Here is a 17,062-nt window from a genome sequence, read left to right as displayed (position 1 = left end):
TAGCGGGCGCCCCGCCGCTATGGGCGTATGACCCAGATAGTCACAGAATGCCGGAGTTGCCGCCCGGCCCCGTACGCTGCTGCGCGCCGCTAGGCAAGGCCCATGACGTCCAGGGTCCACGCCGTCACGAAGGCCTCCTCCTTCCAGGAGTCGTACCGGCCGCTCGGGCCGCCGTGCCCGGCGCCCATCTCCGTCTTCAGCAGGTACGACCCCTCCGGCGCGACCTCCCGCAGCCGGGCGATCCACTTCGTCGGCTCGTGGTAGAGCACCCGGGTGTCGTTGAGGCTGCTCACCGCGAGAATCGCCGGGTAGCGCAGCGCCGCCACGTTCTCGTACGGGCTGTACGACTTCATGTACGCGTACACGTCCGCGGACTCCAGCGGGTTGCCCCACTCCTCCCACTCCGTGACCGTCAGCGGCAGCGACGGATCCAGAATGGTGTTCAACGGATCCACGAACGGCACCTGTGCCACGATCCCCGCGAACGCGTCCGGTGCCAGGTTGGCCACCGCGCCCACCAGCAGACCGCCCGCCGAGGCGCCGCGCGCCACCAGCCGGTCCACCGCCGTCCACGAGTTGCGCACCAGCACCCGCGCGCACGCCACGAAGTCCGTGAACGTGTTCTTCTTGGCCAGCAGCCGACCGTCCTCGTACCACCGGCGGCCCATCTCGCCGCCGCCGCGGATGTGCGCGATCGCGAACACCACGCCGCGGTCCAGCAGCGACAGGCGGGCGAGGGAGAAGTACGGGTCGATGCTGGTCTCGTACGAGCCGTAGCCGTACAGCAGCAGCGGGGAGGTGCCGTTGCGCGGGGTGCCCTTGCGGGCCACGATCGAGATCGGCACCCGGGTGCCGTCGTCGGCCACCGCCCACTCGCGGAATTGCTCGTACTCCTGCGGGTCGTAGCCGCCCAGCACCGGGCGGCGCTTGCGCAGCGTCATCGCCTGCGTCACCAGGTCCACGTCGTAGACCGAGTCCGGGGTGACCATCGAGGTGTACGAGATCCGCACGGTCTTCGCGTCGTACTCCGGGTTGCCCGCCAGGCCGACGCTGTACAGCGGCTCCGGGAACGTCATGTCGTAACTGTCGGTGCTGCCGTCGGCGATGATGCGCAGGCCGGTCAGCCCGTCGCGGCGCAGCGAGACCACGATGTGGCGGCTGAACGCGTCCACCGCCTCCAGCCGGGTGCCGGGCTCGTGACCGATCAGCTCCACCCAGTCGCCCGGGTTGTCCACCGACGTGTACGCCAGCGCGAAGTCCTCCGCGCCGTCGTTGTGCAGGATCAGGAAGCGGTGGCCGTGGTGCTCCACGGAGTACTCCACGCCGTGGCGGCGCTCCGCGATCACGGCGGGCTCGGCGGTCGGGTAGGCGGCGTCGACGACCCGTACCTCGCTGGTCATCTTGCTGTGCACGTCGATGACGATGAACTTCTCGCTGCGGCTCAGGTGCACGCCGACCCAGAAGCGCTCGTCCGCCTCCTCGTACACGACGACGTCCCGGGCGGCGGGCTCGCCGACGCTGTGCCGCCACACCCGGTGCGGGCGCCACGCGTCGTCCACGGTCAGGTAGAACAGCGTCGAGGCGTCCGCCGACCACGCGGTGCCGTAGGACGTGTCGGGGACCTCGTCCGGCAGCACCTCGCCGGTGTCCAGGTTCTTGATCTTGAGGGTGAACCGCTCGTCACCCGCGAAGTCCACCGAGTACGCCAGGAACCGGCCGTCCGGGCTGACGTCGAACGTGCCCAGCGCGAAGAAGTCCTTGCCCTCGGCGAGCGCGTTGCCGTCCAGCAGCACCTGCTCGCCGGTGGGCGGCGCGCCGTCGTCGGTGACCGGTGGATCGGTCTCGCCCGCGCGGACCGGCACCCGGCAGTGGATCGCGTACTGGCTGCCCTCGACCGTCCGCGTGTAGTACCAGTACCCGCCCTTGCGGCTCGGCACCGTCAGGTCGGTCTCCTGGGTGCGCCGCTTGATCTCCTCGAAGATCGTGTTCTGCAGCGGGACGAGGTGCGCGGTGGCCTGGTCCGTCCACGCGTTCTCCGCCTTCAGGTGCGCGATCGTCTCGGGGTCGTCCCGGTCGGCCAGCCAGGCGTACTCGTCCGTGACGGTGTCGCCGTGCTGGGTGCGCACGCTGGGGGTCCGGCGTACGGCGGGCGGGGTGTCGGGCAGTTCGGTGGTCACCGGCTCAGGCTACCGGGCGGTCGTGGCGGCGCGGTCGCTGTCCGTTGTGGTGCCCCGTGACGGGTGTTGCGGACGCCCGTTCCCCCCGCGCTGATTAGAACATGTGTACGATGTGCCAGAGTGGACGATCTTCGGCCATTGATTTCCGTCTACGCCCCTTGCCGTCTCCGTGTTCCGTCCCGCATCCGGTCTCCGAATCCCGCCGGGAGTTCCGATGTTCGTCGCCGCCGCGCCGCCAGGCCGCGCATGACCTCCGCCCTGCCGCCCGTGCTGCGGGCCTTGATCGACATCTGTGGCCCGGCCTTTGCCCGCCTGGCCGGCCCGGCCGACACCGTGGCGGGCCGCGTCGCGAGCTTCGTCGCGGGCCCCGCCACCGCCACCGCTGTCGCCGACACCCTGCGCCTGGCCGCCACCCGCGGCCTCGCCGTGCAATCGCGCGGCGCCGGCACGAAACTCGACTGGGGCACGCCGCCACCCGGTGTCGACGTGCTGCTCGACACCGGCCGCCTGGCCGGGGTGTGGCACCACAACCCCGCCGCCGGCACCGCGGAGGTCGGCGCGGGCACACCGGTGCACGCCGTGCAGGCCGCGCTCGCGCTGCGCGGCCAGCGCCTCGCGGTCGACCCGCCCTCGGTGGGCGCGACCGTCGGCGGGATGCTCGCGGTCAACGAGTCCGGCCCCCTGCGCCACCGGTACGGCACCGCGGCCGACCAGGTCCACCAAATCAGCTACGTCGACCGTGCCGGGGCGCCGCGCACCTCCGACGGCGGGGCAGCCCTGCGTGCGCCCCGCTCCCGCGGTCTGCACGTCGACGGGGTGATCGTCTCCGCCACGCTGCGGCTGGAGCCGCTGCCCGCGGCCCGCCGCTGGGTCGCGGTCGCGGTGTCCACGCCCCTGCAGGTGCACAACCTCGTGGAGGAGACCCTCGCCCAGCGGGTCGACCCGAGCGCCATCGAGGTCGACCTGCCGCGCTCGGTCCCCCGCACCACGGAGCAGCCACCGGGCTCCCTCGCGGTCCTGCTGGAGGGCGCAACCGCCGACGTCGCGGGGCGCGCCGCCCGGCTCGCCGATGCGATCGGCGACGGCGCCACGGTCTCGGAGTCCGCGCCACGGTGGTGGGGCCGGTACCCGTTCGGCCACGACGACGTGGCGCTGCGCATCGCGGTGCCGATCGCGGACCTGCACGCCGCTGTCTACGCCCTGCGGGACGCGGCCGGAGCCGTGGTGCCGATCCGCGGTTCCGCGGGCATCGGCACGGTCCACGCCGTGCTGCCCGGCAGCACCCCGCCCGAGCGCGTCGAGGAGATTCTCGACGCGGTCCGCGGGGTCCTGCTGGCCCGCGGCGGCCGCGCGGTCGTGATCTCCGCGCCGCCGTCCACCGCCCGGGCGATCGACGTGGCCGACCACCACGACCTGTTCTGAACGGTCGCGCGGCAGCACCCTGCGCGGCGCCGCCGGTCGTGCCAGGGTGGACAGGACGCGACCGGACAGTGGGGGATCGACATGCTGGAGACGCTGGACGACCTGCCCGACGGTGTGATCGGCTTCCGAGCCGTCGGCGAGCTGCACGCCACGGACTATCGCGACGTGCTGGCGCCCGCCATCGAACACGCCGTGGCGGAGGGCCGGGACGTCCGGATCGTGCTGGTCTTCGAGAAGTTCGACGGCATGTCGGGCGGTGCGGCCTGGCAGGACCTGAAGCTCGGCATCGACCACCTGACCCGGTGGAAGCGCATCGCTCTGGTCACCGACATCGACTGGATGATCCACCTGGTGTCGCTGTTCGGCTGGATGACCCCCGGCGACGTGCGCCACTTCCCCCTGGCCGAACGCACGCAGGCCGCCGCCTGGGCTGCCGCCTGACCAGCGGTCCGCGAAGTACCGCAGGGGGCTGACCCCGGGGCGGCTGCACGCAGGCCTCAGGCCGGGGCGCCCACGGCGTACGTCAGGTAGGCGAACTGGCCGCGGCGCTGCACCTCCGTGAGGGACAGGCGGCGCGACGAGAGGCGGCGGGGCAGCAGCGCCGCGCCCGCCCCCAGCGTCACCGGCGCCACCCCGAGGATGATCTCGTCGAGCAGCCCGGCGTCCGCGAACGCCCCGGCCAGCTCGCCGCCGCCCACCACCCACAGGTTGCGGCCCGCGGCCGCGGCGGTCATCGCCGCGTGCACCGGGCGCACGTCGCCGCGGACGAACGTGATGTCCGCCCCCGGGATCGGCGGCAGGTCGCGGTGGGTGAACACCCACGACGGCACGTCACCGTAGTACCCGGCCCACTTCTGCGGCTCGTCGAGCAGCTTCTCGTGCGCCAGCACCCACTCGTAGGTCGTGGCGCCCATCGCGAACGCGCCCACCCCGGCGAAGAACCCCGCGAACGGATTGTCCGCCTCGTCGCCGCCGGACACCTCGAACAGCCAGTCCAGCGAGTTGTCCGCGTCCGCGATGAAGCCGTCGATACTGGTCGCCGTGTAGTACTGCGTTGTGGCCACGGGCCGATGCTGCCACCCGGGTACGACGTTCAGGCGTCGTTGCGCAGCACCAGGATGGCGATGTCGTCCCGCGGCTCCTCCACCGAGAAGTTGATGGTGGTGGAGCGCAGCCGCGCCGCCATGACCTTCGCCGGATATCCGGCCAGCGGCCGCGCCGCCTCGCGCAGCCGCGCCGTGCCGAACAGCTCCCGGCCGCGGCGCCGTTCGGTGACCCCGTCTGTGTAGAAGATGAGCGAGTCGCCGGTCCGCAGGCGCACCGCCGCGGACGGGGTGGCGATCGTCTCCAGCAGCCCCAGCGCCGTACCGCCCGCCCCGACGAACGCGGTCCGGCCGTCCGCGCGGACCAGCACGGCGCGATCGTGCCCGGCCAGGTGCAGGCTCACCCGCAGGGTGCCGTCGTGCTCGCGGTCGACCGAGGCCAGCGCGAGGGTGCAGTACCGGCCGCCGCCGCGCTGCACGAGGGTGCGGTTGACCCGGGCCAGGATCTCGGCCATGGGTTTGCCGTCGTCGACGAGGATCCGGATGACGTCGCGGACCAGCCCGGTGACCGTGGCGGCCTGCACCCCCTTGCCGGAGACGTCGCCGACCACCACCACCCAGCTGTTCGCCCCGGTCGGCACCACGTCGTAGAAGTCGCCGCCGACCTCGGAGCCCGCGGGCACGTACTCGGCGGCGAAGCCCACCCCGGCCACCTCCGGCAGCACCGGCGGCAGCAGCGAGGCCTGCAGGGTGCGCGCGACGGTACGCCGCTCGTCGTGGATGCGCGCGTTGTCGATGGCCAGCGCCGCACGGCGGGCCACGTCCTCCAGGACGGCGACCTCGTCGGCGTCGTGCCGGTGCCGGGGATGCCGCCCCACCGCCAGGGTGCCGAGCCGCTGCCCGCGCGCCACCAGGGGCACCACGAAACCTTCCGTCGGCGTGCCGAACATGACCTGGGTGCCCAGCTTGGAAGCCTCCTCCAGCCGGGCCAGCACCCCGTCGGGCCCCTCCTCGGCGAGGGTGGTGTGCAGCGCGGGCAACGCCGCCTCGTCGGCATGGGTGGCCGCCGCGAGCTGCAACCGCCCCCACGCGTCGGTGGTGTGCACCGCGCACCACATGCCGAGCCGGGGCACCACGAGCTGCGGGATCAGCGCCATCGTGAGGTTGACGTCGAGGGACTGGGCCAGCAGCTCACTGGCCTCGGCCAGGAATGTCAGCCAGGTCTGGCGGCGCAGGTCGGCGCGGCGCAGCCGGTCGTTCTCCAGGTGCAGCGAGAAGCGCTCCGCGACGATGCGGGCCAGCGGCTGCGCGTACCCGACCGGGGAGGCATCCAGCTCCAGCTCCCCCACGTACGGGCGGGGCACGGTCAACGGCAGCCGGATCGTGGCCGCGTCGTCGCGGGGCGCCCGGCCGTACCGGGCGATGATGTGGCGGCCGCGCCCGTCGCCGCGGTCGAGCCGCAGGACTGCGCCGGAGGCGCCGGTGAGCTGGGCCAGCCGGGCCAGCAGGTCCGTACCGAAATCGGCGATCCCCTCGTCGGTGTGCCGCTCGGGGTCGGTCTGCAGCAGGGCGGTGAGCGCGCCGATCCCCGGCGTCGCGTCCTCGGGCAGCGGCGCCGCCGCCGGTACGGCGGCCCCGGGGCGCTCCAGCCGGAACCAGACTCCCTTACCGCTGGGCTGGTGCACCGTGCCCCACCGGCTGGCGAAGTGGTCGACCAGCAGCAGGCCCCGGCCGCGTTCGGCGACCTCGCCGATGTCGGTGCGCTCGTTGCGCGGCCCGACTGCCAGTTGTTCGACCGGTCCGGGCGCGAAGTCCGTGACGGTGACGGTGAGCCCGCCCGGATCGGCGGTCACCTCGATGTCGAGGTCGGTGTTGGCGTGCACCACCGCGTTGGTGGACAGCTCGGTGGTCAGCAGCAACGCCTCGTTGAGCAGCGCGTCGAGCCCGGCGTCGGCCAGCACGGAACGCACCAGCGCGCGCGCCGCGGCGGGGGTGCGCCGATCGTTGGGGAGCCGGACGCGGCGCGTGATCGCACCCTCTACGGGGATCGCGACGCGGTCGGCCTCCACTGACACGCATGCATCCTCTCTTGCGCACCGGCGTGTGCACAAAGGCGTCCCTCGCATAGGCCGGGCCGCGCGAGGGAAGATAGGGAGCCCACCCGGAGGACACCGTCAGTGAGGACAGCATGACAGTGGCCAAGCAGCTCAGTGCCGGCACGCCCGACGAGACCGCCCTGCTCGGCGAGTTGGCGGAGGCGTTACGTCGGGTTCGGCGCGGCGATCTCAAGGTACGCCTGCCCCGCCGCTCGGGGACGGCGGGCGAGGTCGCGGACGCGTTCAACGAGGTCGTGTCGCTGCAGGAGCGGCAGAACATGGACGTGCGCCGGATCAGCCGGATCGTCGGCCGCGACGGCCGGCTGACCGAACGCCTCGACGAGGAGGGGCTCGACGGCGCGTGGGCGGACACGGTGCGTTCGGTGAACTCGCTGATCGACGACCTGGCCCGCCCCACCACCGAGATCTCCCGCGTCATCGTCGCCGTGGCCGACGGTGATCTCTCGCAGCACATGGCACTTGAGATGGACGGCCGACCCCTGCGGGGTGAGTTCCTGCGCATCGGCCGCACCGTGAACACGATGGTCGACCAGCTGTCCTCGTTCGCCGACGAGGTGACCCGGGTGGCCCGCGAGGTGGGCACCGAGGGAGAGCTGGGCGGCCAGGCCGACGTACGCGGTGTCGCGGGCACGTGGAAGGACCTGACGGACTCCGTCAACACGATGGCGTCGAACCTGACCCATCAGGTGCGTTCGATCTCGCAGGTGGCGACCGCGATGGCCCGCGGTGACCTGTCGCAGCGGATCACCGTGTCGGCGCGCGGCGAGGTGGCCGAGCTGTCCGACACGATGAACGCCCTCACCGACACCCTGCGGCTGTTCGCCGAGCAGGTCACGAGGGTGGCCCGCGAGGTGGGCACCGAGGGCAAGCTCGGCGGCCAGGCCGAGGTGCCGAACGTGGCGGGCACCTGGAAGGACCTCACCGACTCGGTGAACTCGATGGCCTCGAACCTGACCGCTCAGGTCCGTAACATCGCCCAGGTCTCCACGGCGGTGGCCAAGGGCGACCTGTCGCAGAAGATCACCGTGGCGGCCCAGGGCGAGATCCTGGAGCTGAAGGACACCGTGAACACGATGGTCGACCAGCTCTCGTCGTTCGCCGACGAGGTGACCCGCGTGGCCCGCGAGGTGGGCACCGAGGGCCGCCTCGGCGGCCAGGCCCAGGTCCGCGGCGTCTCCGGCACGTGGCGCGACCTCACCGAGAACGTCAACCAGCTCGCCGCGAACCTCACCGACCAGGTCCGCAACATCTCCCAGGTCTCCACCGCCGTGGCCCGCGGCGACCTCTCCCAGAAGATCACGGTCGACGCCCGCGGCGAGATCGCGGAGCTGAAGAACACGGTCAACACGATGGTCGACCAGCTGTCGTCGTTCGCCGACGAGGTGACGCGGGTGGCCCGCGAGGTGGGCACGGAGGGCAAGCTGGGCGGCCAGGCCCAGGTCCGGGGCGTCGCGGGTACGTGGCGCGACCTGACCGACAACGTCAACTCGATGGCGTCGAACCTCACCGACCAGGTCCGCAACATCGCCCAGGTCTCCACGGCCGTGGCCAAGGGCGACCTGTCCCAGAAGATCACGGTCGATGCCCGCGGCGAGATCCTCGCCCTGAAGTCGACGGTGAACACCATGGTGGACCAGTTGTCGTCCTTCGCCGACGAGGTGACGCGGGTGGCCCGCGAGGTGGGCACGGAGGGCAAGCTGGGCGGCCAGGCCCAGGTCCGGGGCGTCGCGGGTACGTGGCGCGACCTCACGGACAACGTGAACTCGATGGCGTCGAACCTGACGGCTCAGGTCCGCAACATCGCGTCGGTGACCACGGCGGTGGCGAAGGGTGACCTGTCGCAGAAGATCACGGTCGACGCGCAGGGCGAGATCCTGGAGCTGAAGTCGACAGTGAACACGATGGTCGACCAGCTCTCGTCGTTCGCCGACGAGGTGACCCGCGTGGCCCGCGAGGTGGGCTCGGAGGGCAAGCTGGGCGGACAGGCCCAGGTCTCCGGCGTTGCCGGGACGTGGCGCGACCTGACCGACAACGTCAACTACATGGCGTCGAACCTGACGGCTCAGGTCCGCAACATCGCGTCGGTGACCACGGCGGTGGCGAAGGGCGACCTGTCGCAGAAGATCACGGTCGACGCCCGCGGCGAGATCCTCGAACTCAAGTCCACTGTCAACACGATGGTCGACCAGCTGTCGTCGTTCGCCGGTGAGGTCACCCGCGTGGCCCGCGAGGTCGGCATCGAGGGCAAGCTGGGCGGTCAGGCCCAGGTCAAGGGCGTTTCGGGTACGTGGCGTGACCTCACCGACAACGTCAACCAGCTCGCCTCGACGCTGACCACCCAGCTGCGCGCCATCGCCGAGGTGTCCACGTCCGTGACCCGCGGCGACCTGACCCAGAGCATCGCGGTCGAGGCGCAGGGCGAGGTCGCGGAGCTCAAGGACAACATCAACCAGATGATCGTCACGCTCCGCGAGACCACCAAGGCGAACGCGGAGCAGGGCTGGCTCGACTCCAACCTGGCCCGCATCGGCGGCCTGCTGCAGGGCCAGCGGGACCCCGGCGAGGTCTGCCGCATGATCATGACCGAGGTGACCCCGCTCGTCGACGCGCAGCTCGGCGCGTTCTTCCTCGTCGACGAGGAGGAGGCGGTGATGCGGCTGCGCCTGGCCGCGGCGTACGGATATGTGGCGCGCGATCACGAGGTGACGTTCGGTCCCGGCGAGGGGCTGGTCGGTCAGGCCGCGGTGTCCCGCCGCGCGGTCCGGGTCCGGGCCACCTTCGACGGCGCCCTCACCATGCGCACCGGGCTGCTGGCCATGCCGCCCAACGACCTCGTGGTGCTGCCGGTGCTGTTCGAGGGGGAGATGCTCGGGGTCATCGAGTTCGCCTCGGTGGCCGCGTTCTCCGGGCTGCACCTGACGTTCCTGGAACGGCTGGTCGCCACGATCGGCATCGCGCTCAACACCATCCAGGCGAACCGGCGTACAGAGGAACTGCTGGCCCAGTCCCAGCGGCTGGCCCGCGAGCTGCAGGAACAGTCCGCGGAGTTGCAGCGTACGAACGCGGAGCTGGAGGACAAGGCGCAACTGCTCAGCGAGCAGAAGGGCAACATCGAGACGAAGAACCGGGAGATCGAACTGGCCCGGCGGGGCCTGGAGGAGAAGGCGCAGCAGTTGTCGCGGGCCTCGGCGTACAAGTCGGAGTTCCTGGCGAACATGAGCCACGAGCTGCGTACCCCGCTGAACTCCCTGCTGCTGCTGGCCCGGCTGCTGGCGGACAACCCGGAGCAGAACCTGTCCGAGAAGCAGATCGAATTCGCCCGGACCATCTACAGCGCGGGCTCGGACCTGCTGTCGCTGATCGACGACATCCTCGACCTGTCGAAGATCGAGGCGGGCCGGATGAACGTCGAGCCGGACGTCGTCGACTTCGAGTACATCAGCGGCTACGTGGACCAGGCGTTCCGCCCGCAGGCGGACGAGAAGGGCCTGGACTTCTTCGTCGACGTCTCGCCGGAGCTGCCCCCGTCGCTGATCACCGACCCGCAGCGGCTCCAGCAGATCCTGCGCAACCTGCTGTCCAACGCGGTGAAGTTCACCGACTCCGGTGCGGTGACGCTGACCATCGCCCCCGCCCCGGAGGACACCCACTTCGACATGGCGTCGCTGCTGTCGGCCCGGCAGGTGGTGGCGTTCTCTGTCGCCGACACCGGCATCGGCATCTCCGACGAGAAGCTGGCGCTGATCTTCGAACCCTTCCAGCAGGCCGACGGCACCACCACCAGAAAGTACGGCGGCACCGGCCTCGGCCTGTCCATCAGCCGCGAGTTCGCGGCCCTGCTCGGCGGCACGATCGTCGTCTCCTCGATGCCCGGCGAGGGTTCCACGTTCACGCTGTACATCCCGGACGCGATCGTCTCGGCCAGCATCCCCGCACCCGCGGCGCTGCCGGCCCTGACCGCCGGGCCGGCGATCGCCCGGACGGCGCCCCCGCCGCTGGACATCCCGTTGCTGGAGATGCCCGTCCTGGCCCCGGAAACGGACCCGCACCCGATGTCACCGGCCAGCCGCCAACTGGACGGCGCCACCGTGCTCATCGTCGACGACGACGTACGCAACGTCTTCGCCCTGACCAGCGCGCTGGAGCTGCACGGCCTGCACGTGCTGTACTCCGACAACGGCGTGGACGGCGTACGGCTGCTGGCCGAGCACCCGGAGGTCGACATCGTCCTGATGGACGCGATGATGCCGGATCAGGACGGCTACGAGACCACCCGCGGCATCCGGCGCAACCAGCGCTTCGCGGACCTGCCGGTAATCTTCCTGACAGCGAAGGCGATGCCCGGCGACCGGGAGTCGGCCCTCGCCGCGGGCGCTACCGACTACATCACCAAGCCGGTGGACCTGGACGAGCTCATCGAACTGATGGCGCGGTGGGTGACCGCCGCCGAGACGGAGAGTGAGCGTGGCTGAGCGCGCCAAGGCACTGCTGGTCGACGACCGTCGCGACAACCTGATGGCCCTGGAGGCCATACTCCAGGGCCTCCCGGTACAGGCGGTCGCGGTGGAGAGCGGGGAGGCGGCCCTCAAGCAGCTGCTCGTGGACGACTTCGCGGTCATCCTGCTGGACGCCCAGATGCCCAATATGGACGGCTTCGAGACGGCCAGCCACATCAAGCGGCGGGAGCGGACCCGGCACGTACCGATCCTGTTTCTGACGGCGGCCGATCGGGATGCGCAGCTGGCCCTGCGCGGTTATGCGGTCGGCGCCGTGGATTATCTGACCAAGCCCTTCGATCCGTGGGTGCTGCGCGCCAAGGTCTCGATCTTCGTCGAGCTGTGGAACAAGAATCAGCTGTTGAAGGCGCAGACCGAGGCGAACAGGGAACGGGACGCGCAGTGGGCGCGGCTCACCGAGCTGGTCGACGAGGCGGCTCGGGTGCTGCGCTCGGGCGGCCCGGACGCCGCCTCCGACGCCCTTGATCTGTTGGAGAAGGCCCGCTGGGGCCAGTGACGGCGGATACCCGGTCAGTTCTGGCCGGGACTTGCCACCGGCAGCCCTGCGGCCTTGGCACATTCGAGCAGCCGTCGGTCGTAGGTGACGAAGGCGATGAGCACCGTTCCGGATTCGTTCGCGAGAACCTGGGCGGTGGCGAGGTGGATGGCGTCCAGGCTGCGCAGTGTCGGCTCGGCAAAGGCGGCGGCGGTCGCCCGGACAGTGCTGTCGATCTCCAGCCGGAAGAGCCGTCCAACGGCCGCCGGAACGCCGATCAAGGCTTGCGGAGCCGATCGGCGCAGCGCCCGGGGAACCTCCACCTCGACGAGGGCGGACGAGACCAGCGGGGCATCGGGGTGAGCGTTGAGCCAGGAGACCAAGTCGGCACTGCATGCCTCCTGCCGTACGAGCTTGACGACGGCAGCCGAATCCAGGTAGATCACCAGCGCTCCTCGTCGCGCATCGCGGCGAGCGCCGAGGCCGCGTCCACATCATCGTCACCGAACTTCGGAGGAAGCGCGACAGGGCCAGTGCCGGTCGGAGGGGTGGCCCGCCCCGCGGCGACGAGCCGGGCCAGCGTCGACCTGTCGTCACTCACCGGAACCAGCCGGGCGATCGGGCGCCCACGATCGGTGATTTCAAGGCTCTCGCCGCCGCTCACACGAGCCAGCACCTGGCTCGTGTTCTGGTTCAGATCCCGGACACCGATGCGCTCCATGGGGCAGAGTGTAGAACGGAATGTTCTACCTCGCCAGATTCACGCAAACCCCGACGATGCGGTCCGGGCGCTGCACTGGACCGGCCCAGACATCGCCACCGACGCACCATCGCCGTGCCGCCGCCCCCATCGAGGTCGGGTCAGTCGGCTGCGCGCGCCGCGGCGTTCGCCCGGCGGACCACCATCCCCAGCATGACGAACACGATGAGGTAGCCGACGACGGAGGCGGCTGCCACTGCCGCCGTGGAACCCGTGATCCCCAGGCCGATGACGGCCACCGCCAGCACGAGAAGGGTGATGCCGAGGGCGCGGGTGAGCGGCTGGGCCGCACGGTGGCCGGCCTTCCATGCCTGGTCGTTGCGCTTCGTGCTGCTGGTACGGATGCCGAAGGCCGAATTCCGGCCGAGGCTGCCGGTATCGACGAGTCGGGCGAGGATGAGAACCGCCGCGGCCACGATGGTGAAGGAAACCGCGATGACGACGGCGAGGACGAGTGCCAAGGGGCAACTCCTATCGGTGTCTGCACGCGTACCGCCCTGAACGCGACGAACGAGATGCTTCTGAACGTCGGCGCCAGCGGCCGGCGCGCCGTCTGCCACTGCCGGACCCGGTCATCCGCGAGACAGCGCGGAATGATCAGCAGTGTAATGATCTTGGCAACGGATTCGCCGCCGTCCGGCAGGGCGATGCTGTTGCCGATGGAGAACGCCACCCACGCGTGCGGCAGGGCGGTCCACCGCGGCCGGTATCCGGACGCCACTACCGCGAGCACCGCCACCATCAGCCGGCGACGCCAATTCTGGGACAGGTCGATCAATCCGCCATCCGCCATGTGCGGGGTCATCGGGGTCTGCCGGCAGAAATGGCACCTCGGCAATCTGGATCAGTGGTCCCTCGGCAGGTCGGCCTCGGCGGTGGCCCACGTCTGGTTCGGCGTCGTGCCGAGCGCGAACGCCACCGTCCCACCACGCTGGACGAACGACTCCGGCAGCCAGGACCTGCTCAGCGCAGCCCCGTCGAGCTGCACGCCCTGGACGTACGTGTCGGTGCCCGTCGCGGTCACGGTCAGCCGTACGCCGTTGCCGCGGTCGATCTCCACCCGGGTGAACACCGGGCTGCCGAGCAGCAGCTCCGCCCGTCCCGGGACCTGCGGGAACAGGCCGATGGCCGCGAACACGTACCAGGCGCTCATCGTGCCGAGGTCGTCGTTGCCGGGCAGCCCGGCCGGGCCCGTGCCGTACGCGGTGTCCACGATCCGGCGCACCGTCGCCTGCGTCTTCCACGGCTGCCCGAGCCCGTTGTACAGCCACGGCGCGTGGATGCCCGGCTCGTTCGTCGGGTCGTAGCGCAGCGCGTTGCCGCCGAGGACCGCCCAGTTGCCGTTCTCGTCGTGGAAGAAACCGTCGAGCCGGGTGGCCGCCGCCGTCCGGCCACCCATGAGCGTGGCCAGCCCCGACACGTCCTGCGGAACCATCCACGTGTACGTGGCGCTGGACCCCTGCGCGAAGCCGACGTCGGTCGAGGGCGTGAAGCCGCTCTGCCAGCTCCCGTCCGCGCGGCGCGCCACCTGGTAGCCGAGCGCGGTGTCGAAGGTGTTCCGCCAGAAGTCGCCGCGCGGCAGGAACTGCTGATACAGGTCGGTACGCCCGGCGCGCTGCGCCCACATCGCCAGCGAGAAGTCGGCGAGCGAGTCTTCGAGGGTTTCGGCGGCACCACCCCAGCAATGGCAGGTGTCGTTGGGGGCATACCGGTGTGCCAGATACGTGTCCAGGCCCGGCCGCTGGCCCAGGCATTGCCCCGGGCAGCCGATGTCGGACAGTGCATCCGGGTTCTGCACGGTCGCCTGCCGGACCAGCGAATCGAGCGCACCGGGGACGTCCGGCACCCCCATCGCGCTGAAGGTGGCCAACGTCGGCGCCGCCGGGTCACCGGTCATCACGTGCGTCGGGGCACCGAGATGCAGCCACCGGTCCCAGATGCCCCGGTTCTGCGCGGCGAAGTCCATCATCGACTGCGCCATGTCCCCGGCCACGTCGGGCCGCAGGATCGCCAGGAGCTGGATCTGCGCCCGGTACTGGTCCCAGCCGGAGAACGTGCCGTAGGCCGCCCGCTGCCCGGCGTGCAGCGCGTGGACCTGCATGTCGGCGCCGAGATACCGCCCGTCCAGGTCGTTCAGGGTCTGCGGCTGCATGAGCGCGTGGTAGACGGCGGTGTAGAACGCGGTCGTCCGGGCCGGGGTGCCACCGCCCACCCGGATCCGGCCGAGCTCGGTGTTCCAGGCGGCACGCGTCGCGGCCGCGACCGACTCGACGGTCGCGGCCGCGGGCACCTCGGCGTCGCGGTTGGCGGCGGCTCCGGCCAGGCTCACGTACGAGATGCCGATGCGCATCCGTACGTCGGTGCCGGTGTCGAAGCCGACCCACCCGCCGGAGCCGCGCCCGGCCCGGTCGGCGCCGGTCAGGTAGCCCTCCCCGCCGGTGGCGGTGGTGCCGCCGGGCGTGAGCGTCGCGTCCTTCCACGTGCCGGTCCGCGCGAAGTCCCGGTCGAACACGGCACTGAAGTACAGCCGGTAGTACGAGCGCCGGTTGGGGTTGCTGGCGCCGCCGCCGTTACCCCGCCTGCCGCAGAACCCTCCGGTCAACACCGACCCGCTGACCGTACGGGTGGCGGCGTCGATGGTGAGCTCGGCGTCCTCGCTGCCGTTGAGCGAGTTGGACGTGCGGAACAGCAGGTTGGCCGGGGAGCCCGCCGGGAACGTGAAGTCGCCGATGCCCGCGCGGGTACTCACCGCGAGATCCACACCGGCACCGGAGTCCAGCGTGACGCGGTACCGCCCGGGGCTCGCCGACTCGTGCGCATGCGCGAACGTGGCCGCGTACTTGGCGTCCCTGGTGTCCGCGGTCGGCGACGTGTCGACGTTTCCCACGTACGGCATGATCGGCACGTCCCCGGCCGCGCCCGGATTGCACCCGGCACCGTTGACGTGGGTCAGGCTGAACCCGCGCACCCTGGTGACGTTGTACTCGTACCCGTTGGCCGCGCCGGTGCTGGTCTGATCGCCCGTGGTGCTGGTCGGGCTCCACGCGATCATGCCGAATGGCCGCGTCGCCCCCGGCCAGGTGTTGCCCCCATGGGTGCTGCCGACGAACGGGTCGACGTACCCGGCCGGATCCTCGGCGAACGGGACGGGCGCGGCGGCTACCGGCACGGCGGCCGTGAGCGTCACCGCGAGGATCGACCCCACGGTCGCGGACAACAGGGTACGAGCGCGGGACATCGACATCGGCCACCCTCCCGGAGCGTCGCCCGACCCTACGACCGGCTCTCGAGGGATCAATCAGCATGAACCAAACTTTGCGGAACGGCTGGCTGGCGGATCGGTGTCGCGACCTGACCATCAGAGATTCCGGTGCGCGACCATCTACGCGGGACGCCTGGTGACGAACCGGCCGAGCCCCTGCCCGCCGACGATTGTGCCTGCCTGTGCGAGCAGTCGCATGGCGCGTTCGACGGTGGCGACAGACACGTCGAATTCGTGGGCGAGCTCGGCAGTGCTCGGAAGCCTGCTCCCGTACGGGTACGTTCCCTTGTCGATCTCTGCCGTGATGATCTCGGCTATCTCGCGATAGCTCGGCGGCAGCTTGAACTCTTCCTCGGACACTCCACTAGTTGATCATCCTCGAAACCTTCACTTCCCTCACTTCGTGCAATAGCCTCTCTTCTCAAGGCGCGATGGTGCCCGGGATGGCCGGGCAGCGTGGGCCCACCAAGCCGGATCGGATCCGGAAGGCAGCCGGCCCGGGTTTCCAGCGGTATCGGACACCCGGGCCGGTGGCATGGAGCCGCGTAGTGATGAACCGAGCGAGATCAGCGGTTCGCGTACGGCGCAGTGCGCTCCTGCAGGGCGTTGCGCAGGTAGGACTTGGGGCGGGCGCCGACGATCGACCCGGTGACGACACCGCCCTTGAGAAGAGTCGGCCAGCTCACCGATCAGCATCGCGAAAGCCCTTTCGTCCTCGCCGACGCTAGGCCCTCACACCGACGTCAAGGCAAGAGCTGTTGCTGCGCGAGCGCCGGGGCTGGAGCCAGCCGGAGCTGGCGAGGGCGTCGGGCATGATCCAGTCCGCTGTCGCTCGTTTCGAGGTCGGCGGGACCGTGCCCGTGCTGGAAACGCCCGGGCCTGAATCGACCTGCGCCCGACTCAGGGCAAGGGTTGCTGGGCGCTGCTGATCATGAGGGCGCTGCGCAGGCCCGTGATGTCGAGGACGCGCAGCAGGAAGTCCCCGACGTTGGCCAGCGTGAGCAGCGCCCGCGCGTGCTGGGCCTTGCGGCTGAGCACGACCAGGGTGCCCAGGCCCTGCGAGTCGCAGAACGTCACCCCGGCCAGGTCGAGGACGATCCGGGCGGGTGGGTCCGACAGCTCCTCGGTCACCATGGTCGACAGGCGGCTGACCGTGAGCACGTCGATCTCCCCGGCGAGGTGGAAGACGACCTCGTCGGGGGCGCGCTGGACCGCGATGGAAAGCTCCGGCCGCTCCACGCAGGCCACCCTATCGTTTCGGTACGGACGGAGCCCGTCGGCGCGGCCGC

Annotated in this window: 14 protein-coding genes; 5 read left to right on the top strand and 9 right to left on the bottom strand. The window is 70.9% G+C overall.

Translation table 11 applies throughout. From position 1 onward, the window contains the following. Positions 1-89: 89 nt before the first annotated feature. Positions 90-2,177, bottom strand: a complete 2,088-nt coding sequence (locus ACMCNN_RS28680) for a S9 family peptidase (RefSeq protein ID WP_412743595.1) — start codon at positions 2,175-2,177, stop codon at positions 90-92. Between the two features lie 246 nt (positions 2,178-2,423). On the opposite strand from ACMCNN_RS28680, the gene ACMCNN_RS28675 reads away from it, so the two are divergent. Then, positions 2,424-3,599, top strand: coding sequence for an FAD-binding oxidoreductase (locus ACMCNN_RS28675; protein WP_412743594.1), 1,176 nt, complete (start codon positions 2,424-2,426; stop codon positions 3,597-3,599). An 81-nt stretch (positions 3,600-3,680) separates the two neighbouring features. Beyond that, complete coding sequence (locus ACMCNN_RS28670; RefSeq protein WP_412743593.1) at positions 3,681-4,040, top strand: STAS/SEC14 domain-containing protein; 360 nt, start codon at positions 3,681-3,683, stop codon at positions 4,038-4,040. Positions 4,041-4,096: 56 nt separating this feature from the next. Here ACMCNN_RS28670 and ACMCNN_RS28665 read toward each other — a convergent pair whose 3' ends face one another. Then, entirely contained in the window at positions 4,097-4,663 is a 567-nt protein-coding gene (locus tag ACMCNN_RS28665; RefSeq protein WP_412743592.1) for a dihydrofolate reductase family protein, read from the bottom strand. Positions 4,664-4,692: 29 nt separating this feature from the next. Next, entirely contained in the window at positions 4,693-6,717 is a 2,025-nt protein-coding gene (locus ACMCNN_RS28660) for a SpoIIE family protein phosphatase (RefSeq protein ID WP_412743591.1), read from the bottom strand. Between the two features lie 113 nt (positions 6,718-6,830). Between ACMCNN_RS28660 and ACMCNN_RS28655 the strand changes: the two genes are divergently transcribed. After that, entirely contained in the window at positions 6,831-11,231 is a 4,401-nt protein-coding gene (locus ACMCNN_RS28655; protein WP_412743590.1) for a HAMP domain-containing protein, read from the top strand. Continuing rightward, a complete protein-coding gene (locus ACMCNN_RS28650) occupies positions 11,224-11,772 on the top strand; it encodes a two-component system response regulator (RefSeq protein ID WP_412743589.1) in 549 nt (182 codons plus the stop codon). The genes ACMCNN_RS28655 and ACMCNN_RS28650 overlap by 8 nt, the downstream gene beginning before the upstream one ends. Positions 11,773-11,786: 14 nt before the next feature. Here the strand turns inward: ACMCNN_RS28650 and ACMCNN_RS28645 are convergent, their stop codons facing one another. The 5 genes from ACMCNN_RS28645 to ACMCNN_RS28625 form a co-directional block, all read right to left on the bottom strand. Then, positions 11,787-12,197 (bottom strand): type II toxin-antitoxin system VapC family toxin, encoded by a 411-nt coding sequence (locus ACMCNN_RS28645; RefSeq protein ID WP_412743588.1) that lies wholly within the window; start codon positions 12,195-12,197, stop codon positions 11,787-11,789. Next, the gene (locus ACMCNN_RS28640) at positions 12,194-12,472 is read right to left on the bottom strand and encodes a type II toxin-antitoxin system Phd/YefM family antitoxin (RefSeq protein ID WP_412743587.1); all 279 of its coding nucleotides are present in this window, start codon (positions 12,470-12,472) and stop codon (positions 12,194-12,196) included. Before ACMCNN_RS28640 ends, ACMCNN_RS28645 begins: the two co-directional genes overlap by 4 nt. 140 nt (positions 12,473-12,612) lie before the next feature. Then, a complete protein-coding gene (locus ACMCNN_RS28635) occupies positions 12,613-12,972 on the bottom strand; it encodes an SdpI family protein (protein WP_412743586.1) in 360 nt (119 codons plus the stop codon). Between the two features lie 383 nt (positions 12,973-13,355). Beyond that, complete coding sequence (locus tag ACMCNN_RS28630) at positions 13,356-15,749, bottom strand: GH92 family glycosyl hydrolase (protein ID WP_412743585.1); 2,394 nt, start codon at positions 15,747-15,749, stop codon at positions 13,356-13,358. Positions 15,750-15,893: 144 nt separating this feature from the next. Continuing rightward, positions 15,894-16,133 (bottom strand): GntR family transcriptional regulator, encoded by a 240-nt coding sequence (locus ACMCNN_RS28625; RefSeq protein WP_412743584.1) that lies wholly within the window; start codon positions 16,131-16,133, stop codon positions 15,894-15,896. Between the two features lie 398 nt (positions 16,134-16,531). Between ACMCNN_RS28625 and ACMCNN_RS28620 the strand changes: the two genes are divergently transcribed. Continuing rightward, a complete protein-coding gene (locus tag ACMCNN_RS28620; RefSeq protein ID WP_412743583.1) occupies positions 16,532-16,702 on the top strand; it encodes a helix-turn-helix domain-containing protein in 171 nt (56 codons plus the stop codon). Here the strand turns inward: ACMCNN_RS28620 and ACMCNN_RS28615 are convergent. Beyond that, entirely contained in the window at positions 16,674-17,012 is a 339-nt protein-coding gene (locus tag ACMCNN_RS28615) for an STAS domain-containing protein (RefSeq protein ID WP_412743582.1), read from the bottom strand. The genes ACMCNN_RS28620 and ACMCNN_RS28615 overlap by 29 nt on opposite strands. Positions 17,013-17,062 lie beyond the last annotated feature (50 nt).

The organism is Krasilnikovia sp. MM14-A1004, from assembly GCF_047159485.1.
Taxonomy (GTDB): domain Bacteria; phylum Actinomycetota; class Actinomycetes; order Mycobacteriales; family Micromonosporaceae; genus Actinoplanes.
The sequence above is the reverse complement of the archived record's forward strand: the minus strand, read 5'-3'. Positions and strand labels throughout refer to the sequence as shown.

Excerpts from the sequence above, each read along its gene's own strand:
- ACMCNN_RS28675 (WP_412743594.1), top strand. The coding sequence starts at position 2,424 with ATGACCTCCGCCCTGCCGCCCGTGCTGCGGGCCTTGATCGACATCTGT.
- ACMCNN_RS28670 (WP_412743593.1), top strand. The coding sequence starts at position 3,681 with ATGCTGGAGACGCTGGACGACCTGCCCGACGGTGTGATCGGCTTCCGA.
- ACMCNN_RS28640 (WP_412743587.1), bottom strand. The coding sequence starts at position 12,472 with ATGGAGCGCATCGGTGTCCGGGATCTGAACCAGAACACGAGCCAGGTG.
- ACMCNN_RS28630 (WP_412743585.1), bottom strand. The coding sequence starts at position 15,749 with ATGTCCCGCGCTCGTACCCTGTTGTCCGCGACCGTGGGGTCGATCCTC.
- ACMCNN_RS28655 (WP_412743590.1), top strand. The coding sequence starts at position 6,831 with ATGACAGTGGCCAAGCAGCTCAGTGCCGGCACGCCCGACGAGACCGCC.